This is a genomic window from Citrobacter sp. Cpo221 (assembly GCF_030332345.1).
Taxonomy (GTDB): Bacteria; Pseudomonadota; Gammaproteobacteria; order Enterobacterales; family Enterobacteriaceae; genus Citrobacter; species Citrobacter portucalensis.
The window spans coordinates 86,656-102,960 of record NZ_JAOWIA010000053.1 but is presented as its reverse complement, the minus strand read 5'-3'; the positions used below and the strand labels follow the sequence as shown (position 1 = coordinate 102,960).

The 16,305-nt window shown below is 48.5% G+C and carries 17 protein-coding genes; 8 read left to right on the top strand and 9 right to left on the bottom strand.

The features are described 5' to 3' along the window. Positions 1–55: 55 nt before the first annotated feature. A protein-coding gene (locus tag OGY72_RS13685) for an IS1-like element IS1A family transposase (protein WP_103215986.1) occupies positions 56–753 on the top strand; the annotation gives its coding sequence in 2 pieces (ribosomal slippage) (positions 56–305 and positions 305–753; 699 coding nt in all). 109 nt (positions 754–862) lie between these two features. On the opposite strand, the gene OGY72_RS13680 is transcribed toward OGY72_RS13685, so the two are convergent. From OGY72_RS13680 to OGY72_RS13660, 5 genes are all read right to left on the bottom strand, one after another. Beyond that, positions 863–3,136, bottom strand: coding sequence for a phage NrS-1 polymerase family protein (locus OGY72_RS13680; RefSeq protein ID WP_286547917.1), 2,274 nt, complete (start codon positions 3,134–3,136; stop codon positions 863–865). Positions 3,137–3,234: 98 nt separating this feature from the next. Next, positions 3,235–3,420 carry a helix-turn-helix transcriptional regulator gene (locus OGY72_RS13675; RefSeq protein ID WP_286547915.1) on the bottom strand — a complete coding sequence of 62 codons (186 nt, stop codon included), beginning with the start codon at positions 3,418–3,420 and terminating at the stop codon, positions 3,235–3,237. Positions 3,421–3,498: 78 nt separating this feature from the next. Next, complete coding sequence (locus OGY72_RS13670) at positions 3,499–4,011, bottom strand: hypothetical protein (protein ID WP_286547912.1); 513 nt, start codon at positions 4,009–4,011, stop codon at positions 3,499–3,501. Between the two features lie 5 nt (positions 4,012–4,016). Next, positions 4,017–5,285 (bottom strand): tyrosine-type recombinase/integrase, encoded by a 1,269-nt coding sequence (locus OGY72_RS13665; protein WP_286547909.1) that lies wholly within the window; start codon positions 5,283–5,285, stop codon positions 4,017–4,019. A 386-nt stretch (positions 5,286–5,671) separates the two neighbouring features. Continuing rightward, positions 5,672–6,667, bottom strand: coding sequence for a LacI family DNA-binding transcriptional regulator (locus OGY72_RS13660; RefSeq protein WP_166465437.1), 996 nt, complete (start codon positions 6,665–6,667; stop codon positions 5,672–5,674). A gap of 174 nt (positions 6,668–6,841) precedes the next feature. On the opposite strand from OGY72_RS13660, the gene OGY72_RS13655 reads away from it, so the two are divergent. The 3 genes from OGY72_RS13655 to OGY72_RS13645 all read left to right on the top strand — a co-directional run bounded on the left by OGY72_RS13655 (position 6,842) and on the right by OGY72_RS13645 (position 10,581). After that, on the top strand, positions 6,842–8,278 hold the full coding sequence (locus tag OGY72_RS13655) for a glycoside hydrolase family 32 protein (protein WP_286547905.1): 1,437 nt from the start codon (positions 6,842–6,844) through the stop codon (positions 8,276–8,278). Positions 8,279–8,308: 30 nt separating this feature from the next. Continuing rightward, positions 8,309–9,256, top strand: coding sequence for a PfkB family carbohydrate kinase (locus tag OGY72_RS13650; RefSeq protein ID WP_286547903.1), 948 nt, complete (start codon positions 8,309–8,311; stop codon positions 9,254–9,256). 65 nt (positions 9,257–9,321) lie between these two features. Then, the gene (locus tag OGY72_RS13645; RefSeq protein WP_286547902.1) at positions 9,322–10,581 is read left to right on the top strand and encodes an MFS transporter; all 1,260 of its coding nucleotides are present in this window, start codon (positions 9,322–9,324) and stop codon (positions 10,579–10,581) included. A 76-nt stretch (positions 10,582–10,657) separates the two neighbouring features. Here OGY72_RS13645 and OGY72_RS13640 read toward each other — a convergent pair whose 3' ends face one another. The 4 genes from OGY72_RS13640 to ycgZ all read right to left on the bottom strand — a co-directional run bounded on the left by OGY72_RS13640 (position 10,658) and on the right by ycgZ (position 12,192). After that, positions 10,658–11,209: a LuxR C-terminal-related transcriptional regulator gene (locus tag OGY72_RS13640; protein WP_003833493.1), complete on the bottom strand. Its 552-nt coding sequence runs from the start codon at positions 11,207–11,209 to the stop codon at positions 10,658–10,660. Positions 11,210–11,341: 132 nt separating this feature from the next. Further along, positions 11,342–11,608, bottom strand: a complete 267-nt coding sequence (locus OGY72_RS13635; RefSeq protein ID WP_286547924.1) for a biofilm/acid-resistance regulator YmgB/AriR — start codon at positions 11,606–11,608, stop codon at positions 11,342–11,344. A gap of 34 nt (positions 11,609–11,642) precedes the next feature. Further along, a complete protein-coding gene (locus tag OGY72_RS13630) occupies positions 11,643–11,915 on the bottom strand; it encodes a hypothetical protein (RefSeq protein WP_198579626.1) in 273 nt (90 codons plus the stop codon). Positions 11,916–11,955: 40 nt separating this feature from the next. Then, complete coding sequence (gene ycgZ, locus OGY72_RS13625) at positions 11,956–12,192, bottom strand: regulatory protein YcgZ (RefSeq protein ID WP_198579625.1); 237 nt, start codon at positions 12,190–12,192, stop codon at positions 11,956–11,958. A 318-nt stretch (positions 12,193–12,510) separates the two neighbouring features. On the opposite strand from ycgZ, the gene OGY72_RS13620 reads away from it, so the two are divergent. The 4 genes from OGY72_RS13620 to OGY72_RS13605 all read left to right on the top strand — a co-directional run bounded on the left by OGY72_RS13620 (position 12,511) and on the right by OGY72_RS13605 (position 16,252). Further along, positions 12,511–13,740: a diguanylate phosphodiesterase gene (locus OGY72_RS13620; RefSeq protein ID WP_286547901.1), complete on the top strand. Its 1,230-nt coding sequence runs from the start codon at positions 12,511–12,513 to the stop codon at positions 13,738–13,740. A 203-nt stretch (positions 13,741–13,943) separates the two neighbouring features. Further along, the gene (locus OGY72_RS13615) at positions 13,944–14,675 is read left to right on the top strand and encodes a MerR family transcriptional regulator (protein WP_008784993.1); all 732 of its coding nucleotides are present in this window, start codon (positions 13,944–13,946) and stop codon (positions 14,673–14,675) included. Positions 14,676–14,984: 309 nt separating this feature from the next. Next, entirely contained in the window at positions 14,985–15,515 is a 531-nt protein-coding gene (locus tag OGY72_RS13610; RefSeq protein WP_003833507.1) for a Csu type fimbrial protein, read from the top strand. Positions 15,516–15,529: 14 nt separating this feature from the next. After that, positions 15,530–16,252 carry a fimbrial biogenesis chaperone gene (locus OGY72_RS13605; protein ID WP_286547900.1) on the top strand — a complete coding sequence of 241 codons (723 nt, stop codon included), beginning with the start codon at positions 15,530–15,532 and terminating at the stop codon, positions 16,250–16,252. The last annotated feature ends 53 nt before the right edge of the window (positions 16,253–16,305 follow it).

Sequence of the window (16,305 nt, the reverse complement as noted above, 5' to 3'; positions counted from 1 at the left end):
GGTGATGCTGCCAACTTACTGATTTAGTGTATGATGGTGTTTTTGAGGTGCTCCAGTGGCTTCTGTTTCTATCAGCTGTCCCTCCTGTTCAGCTACTGACGGGGTGGTGCGTAACGGCAAAAGCACTGCCGGACATCAGCGCTATCTCTGCTCTCACTGCCGTAAAACATGGCAACTGCAGTTCACTTACACCGCTTCTCAACCCGGTACGCACCAGAAAATCATTGATATGGCCATGAATGGCGTTGGATGCCGGGCAACCGCCCGCATTATGGGCGTTGGCCTCAACACGATTTTACGTCACTTAAAAAACTCAGGCCGCAGTCGGTAACCTCGCGCATACAGCCGGGCAGTGACGTCATCGTCTGCGCGGAAATGGACGAACAGTGGGGCTATGTCGGGGCTAAATCGCGCCAGCGCTGGCTGTTTTACGCGTATGACAGGCTCCGGAAGACGGTTGTTGCGCACGTATTCGGTGAACGCACTATGGCGACGCTGGGGCGTCTTATGAGCCTGCTGTCACCCTTTGACGTGGTGATATGGATGACGGATGGCTGGCCGCTGTATGAATCCCGCCTGAAGGGAAAGCTGCACGTAATCAGCAAGCGATATACGCAGCGAATTGAGCGGCATAACCTGAATCTGAGGCAGCACCTGGCACGGCTGGGACGGAAGTCGCTGTCGTTCTCAAAATCGGTGGAGCTGCATGACAAAGTCATCGGGCATTATCTGAACATAAAACACTATCAATAAGTTGGAGTCATTACCGTTCCGAATAGTAATTCCAAATAGAAATATTCAGACCCTTTTCATTATTCAGACCCATGAAAAAGCCCCTTTCGGGGCTTCGTCATCAGCGTGATTATTTTGCAGCGCCGAAGTGCTCGGTGGGGTCAATATCGACCACGCTCGTTAATCTCTCTCTAATAACATCTACCTCGGCGCTTTCCATCGGATGCCCTTTCTTCACGTACACACGCACATAGCTACCCAGCATCTTTATTCTACCGTTCGGCAGGCTCGGGTGTTTTATATAACCTAAATCGGTTAGTACTTTTGCTTTGCGTTTCGTCTGCAACCTGTGTCCCTTCTCATTTAGCAGATGGTCCAGCGCCAGCAAAGAAATCAGACCCGAACGGAAGCCAACCTTTTCCAATTCCACTGCTTCAATAATGTCCTGCTCAGCCCCACCCAGGCTCTCAATGATTGCAGCATCTGTCGAACTAGTTTGCGGCGCTACTCCCATCACGTTGCATGATACATCGGTATATTTATCAAACCAGTTAGCGACAGCCGCATAACCGCCGTTCTGGAGCCACGTATACAAAGAGGCGAAATATGAGTCATCCATACCATCGCGCAATTTATCCTCACGGCTGTGCTGTCCTGTGTAAATGATCGCATACCTGCGGTCATCACGGGTTTTAATTACAGCGTCTTTATAGTTGGTACACATAAGAATGTTGCAGCGGTTCTCAGCGTCGTAGCTGTCACGCCCCTTACCTTCAACCTCAACAGTGGTGTTGGTAATTAAAGGCTTCATGGTGTCGAGCGTTTCACGGCGGTTGTTCATGTGGATTTCTTCAATGACGGCGAATAGCTTATTTTCAATCCAACTGTTGAAACGTCCTCCAATCTGGTTAGAGCGTGGCTCAGCAACCCATCGCTTACCGATTGCATGCTTAACAATCTGAGCAACCAGTGATTTACCGTTACCCTCAGCACCAACCAGCACCGGTGACCACTGATGCTTTTTTCCGGGGTTCTGGATGCACGATGCAATCCACGTCAGGAGAATCTTGCGGTCCCCTTCATCGGGAATCAGCTTTTGCACATGGTTCAGGAACGGCGTTACATCGCCTTCTGCACGCTCGCCATGCGTCGGCACATAGCAGTTCACGTAACTCACACCAGCCTCTGTGAACATCTTTCCCTGAGGGAGTTCAGGTCGGAATGCGAGCGAATCAACTTTTGGTAGGCTGGCAAACTGTGATTCGGTAAATGCCTCAAAAGCCTTCCGCGTGGTAGAGCCATTGCCATCATCCAGCGCGAACACGTAACCGCCATACGCAGCGTTAAACTGTTCAGGACGATACATTACGCCGCTCGGGGTCATCATGCGATGCTGCTGAATGATATATACACAGCCTTTGAAGTGCTCGACAAACTGTGAGCCGCCGATGAACTGATAACCACTGCGGATAACCGGTGCACCCGTTTCAATAACCTGCGCAGGTGTCACCAGTTCAATTGGTGCACCGACGCTGTAATAAGTTGTAAGGAGTCCAGCGGCGTTGAGGATGGTGCGCTCCAGATACGACTTATTGGTGAACCATTTATCTCTTTTGAGGCCACTCTGCAACATCAGTGACTTAGTTCTTTCGCAGTCCCCACCTGTCCACCATAAAAGCCGGGTGGCGAGAGATGAGTCAAGCGATGAACGGTCGTCGTCTTCCGATACCACACCGTTCCACAGGTCTTTAAATGTCGCTTTACCACCGAAAACAGCTGCGACACCGCCTTTACTTGAACAGGCTTTTTCGATGAGACGGGTGTCGTCTTCAATCGGGTTACTACCCTCCTGCGGCGAGTTAGTCCATTTCGCCAACACCGTAGATTCTTCTTTCGGGAAATAACGCGCAATAACTGTATTTAGCGCCCCCGTGGCATCGTGTTCCCACGACCCTTGCGCACTTGAACCAGTTAAGGCGACGAATCTTTCGGTGTGGTATAACTCAATACCGAGCGGTATGTTTTTACAAGTGTGTTCGGGGATGGAAGAATATCGTCCGATGATATGTAATGCTGTTCCACTCTGTGAAATTTCAACATAGCACCCAGCGAAAGTCTGACACAGTTCCACAGCTAACGGAGACCACGCCCCATCAACCAGACAATGGTCGATATCAATGAAAAAATACGGGTCTGTATTTGTAAACACAAAACCAACACCGTCCGCATTTCTGGCAACCGCGTCGCTATACATCAACCAGTCATCTGGATTGGTTGTAGAACCATGTGGACGCTTAGTTGTTTTGTTACCCACTTTAATGAGCGAGTAAGGAATGTACTGTTTTAATTGCGGCAAGCCACTATGAGGTTTGACGCGCACGTCATGTGATGCTAAATTAGTCATGTTATATATATCCGTAAAACGCTGGTTCTGTCGCCAAACATTCACCAGCGGTTGAAAATGTAGCTCTGACATTACTGTCGGGGCTTTTTTTTTGGTATTCATGCAGCCACTGACTGACGGCGAGATTCAATCCATTGCTCAATCTCGCTTTCGTCGAAGCGAATTGATGATGGACCGATACGGATTGATTTCGGAAAGGAAGCTTCGGGAGAACGGCGAAGGCGCTCAACGGTTGCGCGGCTAACACCGAGACGGCTGGACAATTGTTTGATGGTTAAAAGCATTTTGTGATCTCCGGTTGCGTACAGCGTCATGCTGTATCATGGAGATCACAATAATGATTTGAAGCGAAACTCCACAGGTTAGAGTTTCGCTTTTATTTTGCCAATATACTGGCGTGTAACTTCAAATCTTTTCGCCAGTTTTGATGCGCTATTGCGAGTCCAGTTAGGCAACTCTTCTTTTATTGCAGCTTCCAGAAGTGTCTTTTGTGAGTTGACTGCTCGCTCTTCGCGGGGTTTGCTGCCTGCTTTGCTTTGCCGTTCACTGTATTTTTCCTGCGCATATCTTGGAAATAAAACTTTTCGACGGTAACGATTGAGTAAATTATCAGCAAAATCCTTCTGTTTAAGAAAGTCTAATGCACGCTCCGTTAAGCAGGCGGTTATTAGCATCTTAATGTCTGGATACATCCCCCATTTTACGCCATAGCGTTTTGCACAAGCGTCTAGCCGCTGAACCATGGCAAGTGCGCTTTTCTGGTCCGTGTAGAGTGGTATGCCGTCTCGTTCTGCTTTAATTAAACTTATATCATCGTCATCAAATCCCAGCTCAAGATACCATTCAAGTAATTCCGGCCATTCATCATAATCCATCACTCTTAGCGTCTCCCGAAATTCACTTGCACGACATTACCCGCCTCAACTGCTTCTGATTGCGTGTGCGTTTTAATAAACTCTCCCCACTCCAGAAAAAGCTGTTCCACCTTAGCCGCTCGCTTACCAGCCTGATACGTAGCCACAAGACGGTCTTTTTTCGCGTGGTTCAGAGCCAGCTCAATTATCGCCTCGTTGGCGTCCAGATACTCAGCACATCCGCTGGCGAAGCTCCTGCGTAGGTCATGACATGTGAATGGTTCGCTCTGAGGCATATGCAGGTTTCTAACACGTTCAAGCACCCAGCGGAGCGCATTACCGTCGATATGTGCTTTCCCAACGTCGTGAGTGCGTATCGCTTCAAATACGAACTCACTACCGCCGCTGATTCCACGCTGGTGGGCGATAATATCCTGAGCCATTTCATTCAGCGTGACCGTGTGGCTTTTACTGTTTTTGCTACGTTCGGCGGGGATAATCCATTTATTACCGACAATTTCCTCCCACCTCATCTCGCTTGTTTCCGTCCTCCGTGCTCCAGTTAATAAAATCAGCTTTAAACAGTTCACCTGCGCCGGGTGCGCACCGGTTTCCTCAAGCCCTTTCCAGAATGCTGCGATTTCCTCACGCTCCAGCCATCTCTGACGAGGTGCAGCAGTCGTCGCACCAATATCAATGGGGCGAATCGTTCTGGATGGGTTAATGGTAATAGCGCCAATGTTCACGGCGTAATCGAGGCTCTGTTGAAGAATGGTTAGTGCTTTCTTAGTGCCGGAAACGGTTTGTTTTCGAAGCTTTGCTAAGTGATTGAACAAAATGCTTCTGCTCAGGTCTGTGACAAGTAGCTTGTGGAGTTCCACCATGTAATTGTCAAAGGTGTAGTTGTATGCTTTCAGGCTGCGAGGCTTTAGCGGCTTAGCGACGGTTTTCCACTCCATCCACTCCTGGAACAACTCAGCAAAGGTAGGGACGGAACTGCGCTTGTGCTTGTCTGCACGAGCGACTGCCAAGGGGTCTTGCCCTGACTTCAGGATAGCCATCGCTTGCGTGTGCGCTTTGCGGGCTTCCGTCAGCGACATTGCTGGATAGCTACCCAGTGTCATCTTCTTAGCCTTGCCCGCAAACTGGTATCGGTATAGCCACGATTTAGAAACGGCGTCTGGACGTACCTCAATACACAGCCCTGCGCCTGCTCCGCTGCTCACAGCTAATACCTTTCGCTTACCGTCCTCACTTTTGAGGTTGGCTATCTCTCTGTCTGTCCTCAATGCCATAACTGCCCCCATCCGCGTACAAACTCGCGTACAGAAAAAACCTGACTAGGGGTGATTATCGGTGAAACAACATGACAAAGCAAGTCAATATAAGCACATGATATAAAAACAAAATAACAGTAAATCCTGATACAGGCAGACACAGAGTGAAAACGTATATTTTAGAACTTCTTGTTCAACGTCTAAATAAGTTTTGTTGTCTCATGAGGTTTCACTGAATCTCATGACAACGGTAAAACTCTATAAAATCCACGCAATTGCGTGGATTTTTCATTTCATAGCATCTCAGAGGCTCCCGCTGCTGCGCATCTGAAAGTTGGCACCAAACACGATGACCAAAAAGGCTGAGCTATTTTGGCAAAACAGCAGTAGCCACGTGAGCGTACTCATATTGAGGCGCGCGGAAGCCAGGGGCTGTCTACCCGCACGGTATCCCGGTGATCGAGCCCCTGGATAAGATGCAGTGCACTGAGACGGCCAATTTCATAGTGCGGCAACTGTATCGTTGATAGCGGCGGCAAAAATAGCTCGCCGGTGCCCACCATATTGTCATAGCCCAGCACAGCGACGTCCTGCGGAATGCGCAGCCCTCGCCCCAGCAAGAGCTGGTAGATAACAAAAGCCACGCGGTCGTTACCGCACACCACCGCATCGAACATCGGGCACGCGCCTCTCAGGTAATGCCCGGCAATCTCCGCCGCATCAATATGGTGGCGCTCGCCCGGCGGAAGATAGTGGTGGAACATTGCATCAGGGTCGACACCCGCTTCACGACAAGCCCTCTCCATTCCCGCCCGACGGCGATCGGTCGCCACAATTCCTTTCGGCAGGTGGATGCACAGCAGTCGGCGATAGCCTGCGGCCAACAGCGCTTTCACGCCAAGATATTGCCCTTGTTCATCATCGGGAATATAGGTGGGAAAAGGGCCGCTTGTACTTTCGCAGTTCGCCAGCACGCAGCGATACTTATGCAGCTTTTCCGGTACCGGTACCCGGCGCAGTCCCATCGCGGTGTAGATAATACCGTCCGGGCGATGCGCCAACAGCAGATCAACCATTTTCTCTGGCTTGTCATTGCTGAACATATTCACCACAAAGCTATTCCAACCGTGCGCCCGCGCGGTCTCTTCGATAGAGAGCGTTATCTCCACGGAAAATGGCGTAGTCATGGTGTCCAGCGCCAGCACCCCAATCGTGTTAGCCGTGGTTTTCGCACCACGAATTTTTTTAGCGGAGAGATCGGAGACATACCCCAGCGCATCTACCGCTTCCATCACCTTTTTATAGGTTTCAGGCCGTAGTCGTTCGGGCTCGTTAATCGCCCGCGATACGGTCATTAACGAGACGTTAGCCCGCTGCGCCACATCCTTTAAAGATGCCATACCCTCTCCTTCGCCGATGTTCACTTTGCCGGGGTCTGAAAATGCGATCTCGATAACGCCCGCAAAATGTTAACGTTAACTTTTGTGATTAACATCGATATTACCATCAAATCTGCGAGAAAACCGAGAATGTTAACGTTATCTTTTGATCAATTCACTTACAGGGACAAGCAAATGACGTCACTACTTTCCAAAGCCAACGAAGCCTTAAGCCAGCAGAAAGACCTTGTAAACCCGCGCTGGTATCCACGCTATCACCTGGCGCCACCGGCGGGTTGGATGAATGATCCCAACGGTCTGTCCTGGTTCGATGGTTACTACCATGCGTTCTATCAGCACTATCCGTGGCGGCCGGTCTGGGGACCAATGCACTGGGGCCATGCGCGCAGCCGCGATATGGTGAACTGGGAGCACTTGCCCATCGCACTGGCACCAGAAGGGCCGGAAGATAAAGACGGCTGTTTTTCCGGTTCAGCGGTGGTTGAAGGCAATAAGCTGGCTCTGATCTACACCGGACATAAGTTTGACGGCGAGGCGAAAGAGGAAAACCTGTATCAGGTACAGTGCCTGGCCACCAGCACCGACGGGATTCACTTTGAACGCCAGGGCATGATTCTGGATACCCCGCGAGGCGTACACCATTTTCGCGATCCGAAAGTCTGGCAAGAGGGAGACAGCTGGTACATGGTGGTGGGCGCCCGGGTCGATGACGTGGGCGAAGTGCAGCTCTATCGCTCGCAGGATCTACAGCACTGGCAGTTTGCCAGCACGCTCGGCAGGGCCGATGACGGCATGGGCTACATGTGGGAGTGCCCGGACCTCTTCCCACTCAACGATAAGCTCGTCTTCATGTTCTCGCCGCAGGGCATCGCCGCAGACGGATACGATTGCCGTAACCTGTTCCAGAGCGGCTATATGGTCGGCGAATGGCAGGATAATCTCCATTTTCACGTCACCCACGCCTTCCAGGAGATGGATCACGGGCATGATTTTTACGCCCCCCAGTCATTTACCACCCCGGATGGGCGCCGCATCGTGATTGGCTGGCTGTCGATGTGGGAATCGCCAATGCCAGAACAAGCCGACGGCTGGGCGGGCATGCTTACCCTCCCCCGCGAGGTGACGCTCGATACCGATCAGCGGCTGCGTATGAACCCAATTAAAGAACTGGAATCATTGCGCGGTCCGCTCCATGTCTGGCCAGTTAGCGAACTGCACAATCGCACCCTGATGGTAGAGGAGCAGGCGCACGCTATTGAAGTCGAACTGAGCCTCGATATCGCCCGCAGCAGTGCTGAAGAATATGGTATCGCGCTGGGTGACGGGATGCGCATCTACGTCGATAGCCAGGCACAGCGTCTGGTGCTGGATCGTCGCTACCCGCAGCATGGTCTCTCTGGTTATCGCAGCGTGCCGCTGCCAGTTGGTGACCTGCTGGATCTGCGCTTATTTATCGACAGCTCCTCGGTAGAGGTATTTGTCAATCACGGTGAATATACCCTTAGCAGTCGTATTTATCCTGAACCGGACGATCGCCAGCTGACCTTATTCAGCCAGAACGGACACGCCATTTTTAATCAAGGGCAGGCCTGGCCGCTCAGCGCCAAATAAACACCCGTCTTACTGCTTTGGGGAAAAATAATGACTATCTGGACGCTCGGAGACGCCGTGGTGGATTTATTGCCGCGCGACAATATGCAGTTTGAAGCCTGTGCGGGAGGCGCTCCCTTCAATGTGGCAATCGGCGTCGCTCGCCTTGGCCGCGCCAGCGGTTTTATTGGCCGTGTGGGCAATGACACTTTTGGTCGCTTTCTGCATCAGACGCTGGAAACAGCGCAGGTGGATACAGGAAGTCTGGAGTTTGATGCACATCAGCACACCAGTACCGTACTGGTTTCACTGGCTCCCAACGGCGAGCGGCAGTTTGAGTTTTTGGTCAATCCGTCTGCCGATCAATTTCTCAGCCCGGCGAGTCTGCCCGACTTTGGTGCCGATATTCTGCACTTCTGCTCGCTGGCGCTGGTTGCCCCTGACTGCCGCGCCACCCTCGCCCAGGCAATGGCCGCATTGCGACAGACCGGCGGTACTCTGAGCTTTGACATCAATCTGCGTCCGCAGATGTGGAGCAACGAGATGCAGATGTTTGATCTTGTCAACGAGTTTGCCCGGCGGAGCGACATTCTGAAGATGTCAGAAGAAGAGCTGCTGTGGCTAACACAGACCAACTGTCTCAGTAGCGCCTGCGAACGTCTGGTTGATTTTCCTGCACGCCTGAAAATCGTCACCCGCGGTGCCGACGGCGCTATCGCTTTCTGGCAAAACAGCAAGCTAACTTTAAGCGGCTATAACGTCGAAAGTATCGATACCACTGGCGCCGGTGATGCGTTTATGGCCGGGCTGCTGGCGGCACTCGCCGAGGAAGGCTGGCCCACATCGACGTCAACGCTACTTCCACTTATCGAGCAGGCCAGCGCTTGTGGTGCTCTGGCGACCACCCGGCGTGGCGCGCTAAGCGCGTTTCCTGACAGCCAACACCTGAGCAGCTTTATTCAGTCACAACCGTCGCTACGGAGAACGATTACCCCGTAATAAAGCGCACTCGTTACGTCGTATCAGAAAGACCTTACAATGACCTGATCTGGATTGGAAAAATCATGAAGATAAATATGCCGTTCAGTAATGACAAATATCGATACTCATCCGGGTATCTGCTCTTTTTCTTTGCCGCCTGGTCGTTGTGGTGGTCTTTTTATGCGATATGGCTAAAAAATAAACTTGGCCTGTCCGGAACGGAGCTGGGAATGCTGTATGCCGCAAACCAGTTCTTTAGCATGCTGTTTATGCTGGTCTACGGTTTTCTGCAGGATAAGCTCGGCACCCGCAAACACCTTATCTGGCTGATGGGGATAGTCATCACGCTCAGCGGCCCGTTCCTGATTTATGTTTACGAACCGCTGCTGACCTCCAACTTCAAGCTTGGTATGGCGCTGGGAGCCATTTTCTTTGGCCTTGGCTACCTCGCGGGTTGTGGTCTGGTAGAAAGCTTCGTCGAAAAAGTGAGCCGCAAATTCAACTTTGAATTCGGTACCGCCCGCTTGTGGGGATCGCTTGGCTACGCCGCAGGGACATTTGTTGGCGGTATCTTCTTCAGCATCAACCCACACATTAACTTCTGGTGCGTATCGGTAATGGGGGTATTATTCCTGTTGATTAACGTGTTGTTCAAAACCAACTCACCCGCCCCATCTTCTGTAAAAACGTGCTCTCCTGAACCCGACGCGCTGACCCGAAATGATTTTCTCACTATCTTTAAAGATACGCAGTTCTGGTTTTTCGTCATCTTTGTCGTCGGTACCTGGTCGTTCTATAGCATCTACGATCAGCAGATGTTCCCGGTGTTTTACGCCAGCTTATTTGACGATCCCGAACTGGCACCACGCGTATACGGCTACCTCAACTCGGTACAGGTCTTTATGGAAGCCGTCGGTATGGCGCTGGTTCCATTCCTGATTAACCGCATCGGGCCTAAATCCGCATTGCTGCTGGGCGGCACAATCATGACCTGTCGAATCCTGGGTTCAGCACTGTTCACCGATATCTATATTATCTCCTTGATTAAAATGCTCCATGCGCTGGAAGTCCCACTGTTTGTTATTTCAGTGTTTAAATTCAGCGTAGCGAATTTTGATAAACGCCTGTCGTCAACGATATACCTTATTGGCTTCAATATCGCCAGTTCCATCGGCATCATCGTGCTGTCACTGCCTGTCGGTAAGTTGTTTGATAAAGTGGGCTATCAGGAAATCTTCCTGATTATGGCCAGCATTGTGGTAATAACGCTAATATTTGGCTACTTCTCGTTGAGCAAAAAGCATCATCAGCAGAAGATGGGAAATGAACTGGTGACAGAGTAGCGAAGTTTAAAATATACCGGACAGGGCCATTGGCCCTGTCGTATCCCCCAACAGTAAGTACGAACTGTCGATTTACTCAGGCATGTTCCAGCCAGTTACGGAATATTTTCGCTCGCAGTATTCCCTGAAAATCAATCAGCCCAGAACAACCAAGCTTCTTGATCAGATTCTGCCTGGCCTGGTAAATCGTTTTTAAATGTAGATTTAACAAGGCGGATATCTCAACAATAGTTCGCCCCTCCCCTAACTGCGTTAAAATATATTTATCTCGCGCAGTTAGAGAAATATTTAGTTCCGACTGATTGTCGTGTATACCGCCAGAACGAGTAATATCAATAATAAATTGTTTGAATGTGGCAACGCTAACATCTATTGGCAGTCTGTAAAGTGATAAATCATTGAGATATCTGTACAGATGACCATCAATCAGCAGTACCAGACGATGCGTACTCAGATCGTAATTTTGTCTTTTTACCGCGTTAAAGTGATTCGCGGTAAAGAACACCAGTCGCGCCTTATCATCTTCAAAAACGATATCTGCAAGAATATTCTTTAACCCTTGCCTGATAAAAATATCATCAATCCATAACTCTGCGTTTCCAGTGTATTCCTGAACGATGTTCATCATTATGGCCTCAATGAAAAATCACAATTTTTCTAGAGAAGGTGCTATGTATAGTCTTAATCAAAAAATGCTCAGCATGAGTGCTTTCAGCATATAACAAAGGTGATGTACATATTATATTAATATGAAGACTTTTTAGACATCGTCAGCTGTGTAGCGTAACACTATTTCCAGGGTCTTTCTGATAATATCGGCCTGAACAACGTCAACTGTTGACTCCAGAGAACCAATCAGGCTTAAAATGATGTTTTTATTATTAACATTATCACCTGCAAGAATTACATTTGTTACCGCCTGCCCCAATACCGCAGACTCATCTGCTAATATCTCACCTGCATTATGGAAGTAACTTGATAAAGCTTTATCCGTCATTACACTGTGGACATTAATTTCATGAAGCATGGTAACCTCGCTTGTATAGTCTGGAAGATTATCTTTAATGTAATTTAGGTTTTTTGCTGGCACTGAAAGCACTCTCATCTCTGGTTTTATCCGGTTTTCTACTTATCTTCCCCGGATTAATGTTTGTAAAATCATTGATAACGCTGTCAATTAATTGCTTGCGTGTGCCATCTGTTTCACTGGCCTGCATAAGTCGCATTTGCTTAATCACTGCAGCTAACGAAACGTCTGTATGCATTCGCAAAATTTCTAGCACAGCCAAACCTGTAATTTCATGTTTCAGGCGTTCACTATCAGTTTTCTTCATAACTCCTTCACTACTTACCCCTATAAGTAAGGGGTTTGTTTTATTCAAAAAGCAAGCCAATTAACGCATTGTAATGTTTCTGCTCTTTCTCTCCTGATGCTTTTTCAAGACGACACAGAAGCTTGGTGCAAAGTGATTTGCGGTTCAGATTGCGCCCATCTTTGAGTATCTCAGTGACGATTTCTCCCAATGTTTCCTGTTGAGTTGGCAGATGCGCCTTCGCAAAGTAACGAGAAATCGCACTTGCAGAATCAGTGCGAACGGTATGCTGCTGCATGTCATGCTCCTGTAACAAAATGCTGGTGAATATTAAGTTTTATAACAGTAGCAAAGTTGTACCGAAAATGTGTACAACACGAATCATCAATTTTTAGCAAAAAGTGCTAAATCAATATAATCAGTTAGTTAAATCAATATCAAACTGCATGAAATCAACTTCAGTTGTACAATTCAATTCGTTTAACGAATGAATTTGATCTGTTTGAGGGTGTTTATTTGTAAAGATAAAGTTAGAATAATGTATTAAAATCAGGACATAAGCTGGATTGTTTGATACTGTCCATACCTCTTCCCCTCCCTTGATCCCGGACTGTCCATGCTCACGACCATTATTTACCGTAGCCATCTACGTGATGACGCCCCCCTCAAAGCGCTTGAGGATATGGTGACAGCCGCAAATCTAAAAAACCGGCGATCCGATGTTACGGGGATTTTACTCTTTAATGGCCGCCACTTTTTCCAACTGCTTGAAGGACCTGAGGAGCAGGTAAAAGAGATTTATCGTTGTATATGTAACGACCCACGGCACCACAATATCGTTGAGCTGATGTGTGATTACGCGCCTGCGAGAAGATTCGGAAAGGTGGGAATGGAGTTATTTGATTTACAAAAACATGAACGCAATGACGTCCTGCAAGCGGTACTTAACAAGGGAACATCAAAATTTCAGCTCACCTATGATGACCGGGCATTACAGTTTTTCCGCACATTTGTCCTTGCGACGGAAAAATCGAGTTATTTTGAAATACCTGCGCCTGATTACTGGAGTTTTATTGCCGACAACTCTTGTACTCTCCTGGATGAAAGCACACTCCAGTCCAATATCGATTTCAGCTTTGCTTTTCAACCCATTATCGATCCTATGTCGCAGCGCGTCATTGCTCTGGAAGCACTTATTCGTGGTAGAGACGGTGAAACGCCCGCAACTTATTTTGGCAACTTAAATCCTGAAGAACTGTATACCGCGGATCTGCAGAGCAAAAAGACTGCTTTTGCAATGGCAAGCGCGCTGGGACTTAACGACAAAATGCTGTCAGTCAATCTGCTCCCTATGACCCTGGTAAACAAACCCGATGCAGTCAGCTTTCTGATAAACGAAATCGCGGCGCACGGACTGGTGCCTGAACAAATCATTGTAGAGTTTACCGAAAGCGAAGTTATATCGCGCTTTGATACGTTCGCGCAGGCCGTAAAGTCACTCAAGGCTGCGGGGATCTGTGTGGCGATAGATCATTTTGGGGCAGGTTTTGCCGGGCTTCAGCTTCTGTCTCGTTTTCAACCCGACCGAATTAAGATAAGCCGCGAGCTGATCACGGATGTGCATAAAAGTGGACCAAGACAGGCCATCATTCAGGCAATTATCAAATGTTGCACTTCACTGGAAATCATGATTTCCGCAGTCGGCGTTGAAAAACCTGAAGAGTGGATGTGGCTTGAGTCCGCAGGTATTGAAATCTTCCAGGGTAACCTTTTTGCACAAGCCTGCCTGAATGGTATTCCGTCTGTTGCATGGCCAGAGAAAAATGATTTCTCAGCGTCAAAATAACTAACGCATTGTTATAAATAAACAATCACAACAACCGCCCTCATGCTGAACATAAAAATTCAGCATTTACTCCCTGCGTGATAGTAAAGTAAATCTTAATTTTGCTAGAATCCTCTGTATGTTTTGTACAATTTGATGCATGTTGTACAAAGTAACAGGAACCGCATATCGGTGACGGAGAATCAGGAGTGTCCGGGGGAACTATGGCTTATTACAGCATTGGGGATGTCGCAGAACGTTGCGGGATAAATCCTGTCACCCTTCGGGCATGGCAACGACGTTACGGTTTACTCAAACCTCAACGCAGTGAAGGTGGCCACCGACTCTTTGATGAAGAAGATATTCAGCGTATTGAAGAAATAAAACGTTGGATTAGCAATGGCATACCTGTTGGGAAAGTTAAGGCATTGCTGGAAACCAGTACCCGTCAAGCTGACGACGACTGGAATCAATTACAAGAAGAGATGATGAGCATTCTTCGCATGGCGCATCCACCGAAGCTGCGAGCCAAAATTACCGCACTCGGTCGTGTTCACCCTGTAGATGCGCTGATCGATCACGTTTATCTCCCCGTACGTCAACGGCTGATACTTGACCATAATACATCCCGCATAATGAACAGCATGCTTGATGGCGCATTGATTGAATATGTTGCCACACTGCTGTCTGAAACGCGGCGCAAGTCAGGAAAGGATGCCCTCCTGATGGCCTGGGATGTTGAAGACAGAACCCGTCTGTGGCTCGAAGCCTGGCGCTTATCGCAATCTGGTTGGCACATTGCCGTTCTGGCTGAACCCATTGAATCGCCAAGACCCGAACTTTTCCCTGGGCAAACCCTTTTTGTCTGGACCGGTATTACGCCAACCCGCAGACAAAATGAACTGCTCCAACACTGGAATGAGCAAGGTTATAAGGTCATTTTCCACAGCCCATAACTTACACGTAATACGTGTAAGATAAATCATACAACTCTCATTTTGTGGGTGGTTATTTTGAGTACCATCCAAGGAATATGTTGCCCTCTATCCTCCTGACTTAACCTCGGCCATAGCATAAAAACAAAACAATATACTAACCCATTGGTATTATTTTTTTGCAGACGACATCACCTTTTTCCTAAGTAAAATTCATTAGATCAACTGGCGTACGTCTAATACTTATTCTAGGGTTAAATTATGTCTTCTTGTGCCACATTATTGTTTTTCTAAAGTAATAAATGTGGTTATTTGAAAAAGGTAAAGGATATGGCTCTAGTCTTAGACAAACGCTTAATTCTTTGTTGCTGCGCCTTTTCCATTATTTCTGTGGCAAATGCAGCAACCGTTAACGGAACATTTCAGGTGCTGATGACGATTCAAAAGGCCTGTACCGTGACTGCCGGTTCGGCTTCAAATATTACACTTGGTCCGGTGAATACCACGGCGACAAATACCAGTGCAAGCAACACTATTTCAATTAATTGCTCAAAAACCACGCCCTATTTTATCGGTCTGGCACCGTCGGCTGCCAATGGAGGGACGACAACGGGATCTGGCGCCATGTCCTCCGTAGCTAACGCTGCCACCAATACCGATAAAGTGCCCTATCAGCTAAATCGTACGTCAGCAACAGGTCCGGTGTGGGGGAATACCGCCACCGACACCGCACCAGGAAATGGGGTAGCGGCGACGGGTACAGGTCTGGCGCAAACGTATACTGTTTATGCCACCGCACCGAGCGCCAACTTCACTCCTGACGACTATGCCGATACGGTAACGGTTAACGTTAACTACTAACTTCTGGAAGCCATATGAGAGTAAAACTGCCTGTAAAGCAGTGTGCCTGCGCATGCCTGCTAGGGATGGTTGCGAGCGTCAATCTAGCCACCGCCAGCGGACTGCAAATAGCCCCGGTCACGTTAACGTTGCAAGCGACGCAAAATGCCGATGGTATCTGGCTGAGTAACGCGGGTGAAAATGTGCTCAATGCCCAGGTTCGGGTTTTTCGCTGGAGTCAAAGCGCTTATGACGACAAACTTTCCCCCTCTCAGGGGCTGGTGATTAGCCCGCCGATGTTGGCATTAGCCCCAGGAGAACGCCAGTTGATTCGAGTTATTCGCACAAGCCCTCCCTCGGCACATGCCGAAGACGCTTATCGTTTATCGATAGATGAGTTACCGCCTGCAAAAGTCGAAAAAAACAAGCTTCAGTTTGTGCTGCATTATTCTGTTCCTGTTTTCATTCAACCAACATCAGCGGCACAAACGCAGGCAAAACTACAATGGAAATTACAACAACTGGATGGCAAAAAACTTATTGAAGTCAGTAATCAGGGAAATGGGCATGCACAGTTATCTGCTGCAACATTTATAAGCCCTGATGGTACTAAAAAAGTCATTACACCCGGACTATTAGGCTACGTTTTACCCGGCTCAACAATGCGCTGGATAGTCTCCCCGTCAGCCAGGAATAATCATTATGGCGGGAAAGTTGAAGTCACAATCAATGGCCAAAAAACAGTACAAGATCTGTAACAGATCCTGGCTTCTGGTGAAATATTGCTTTCTCAATGGAGTATTAATATCGG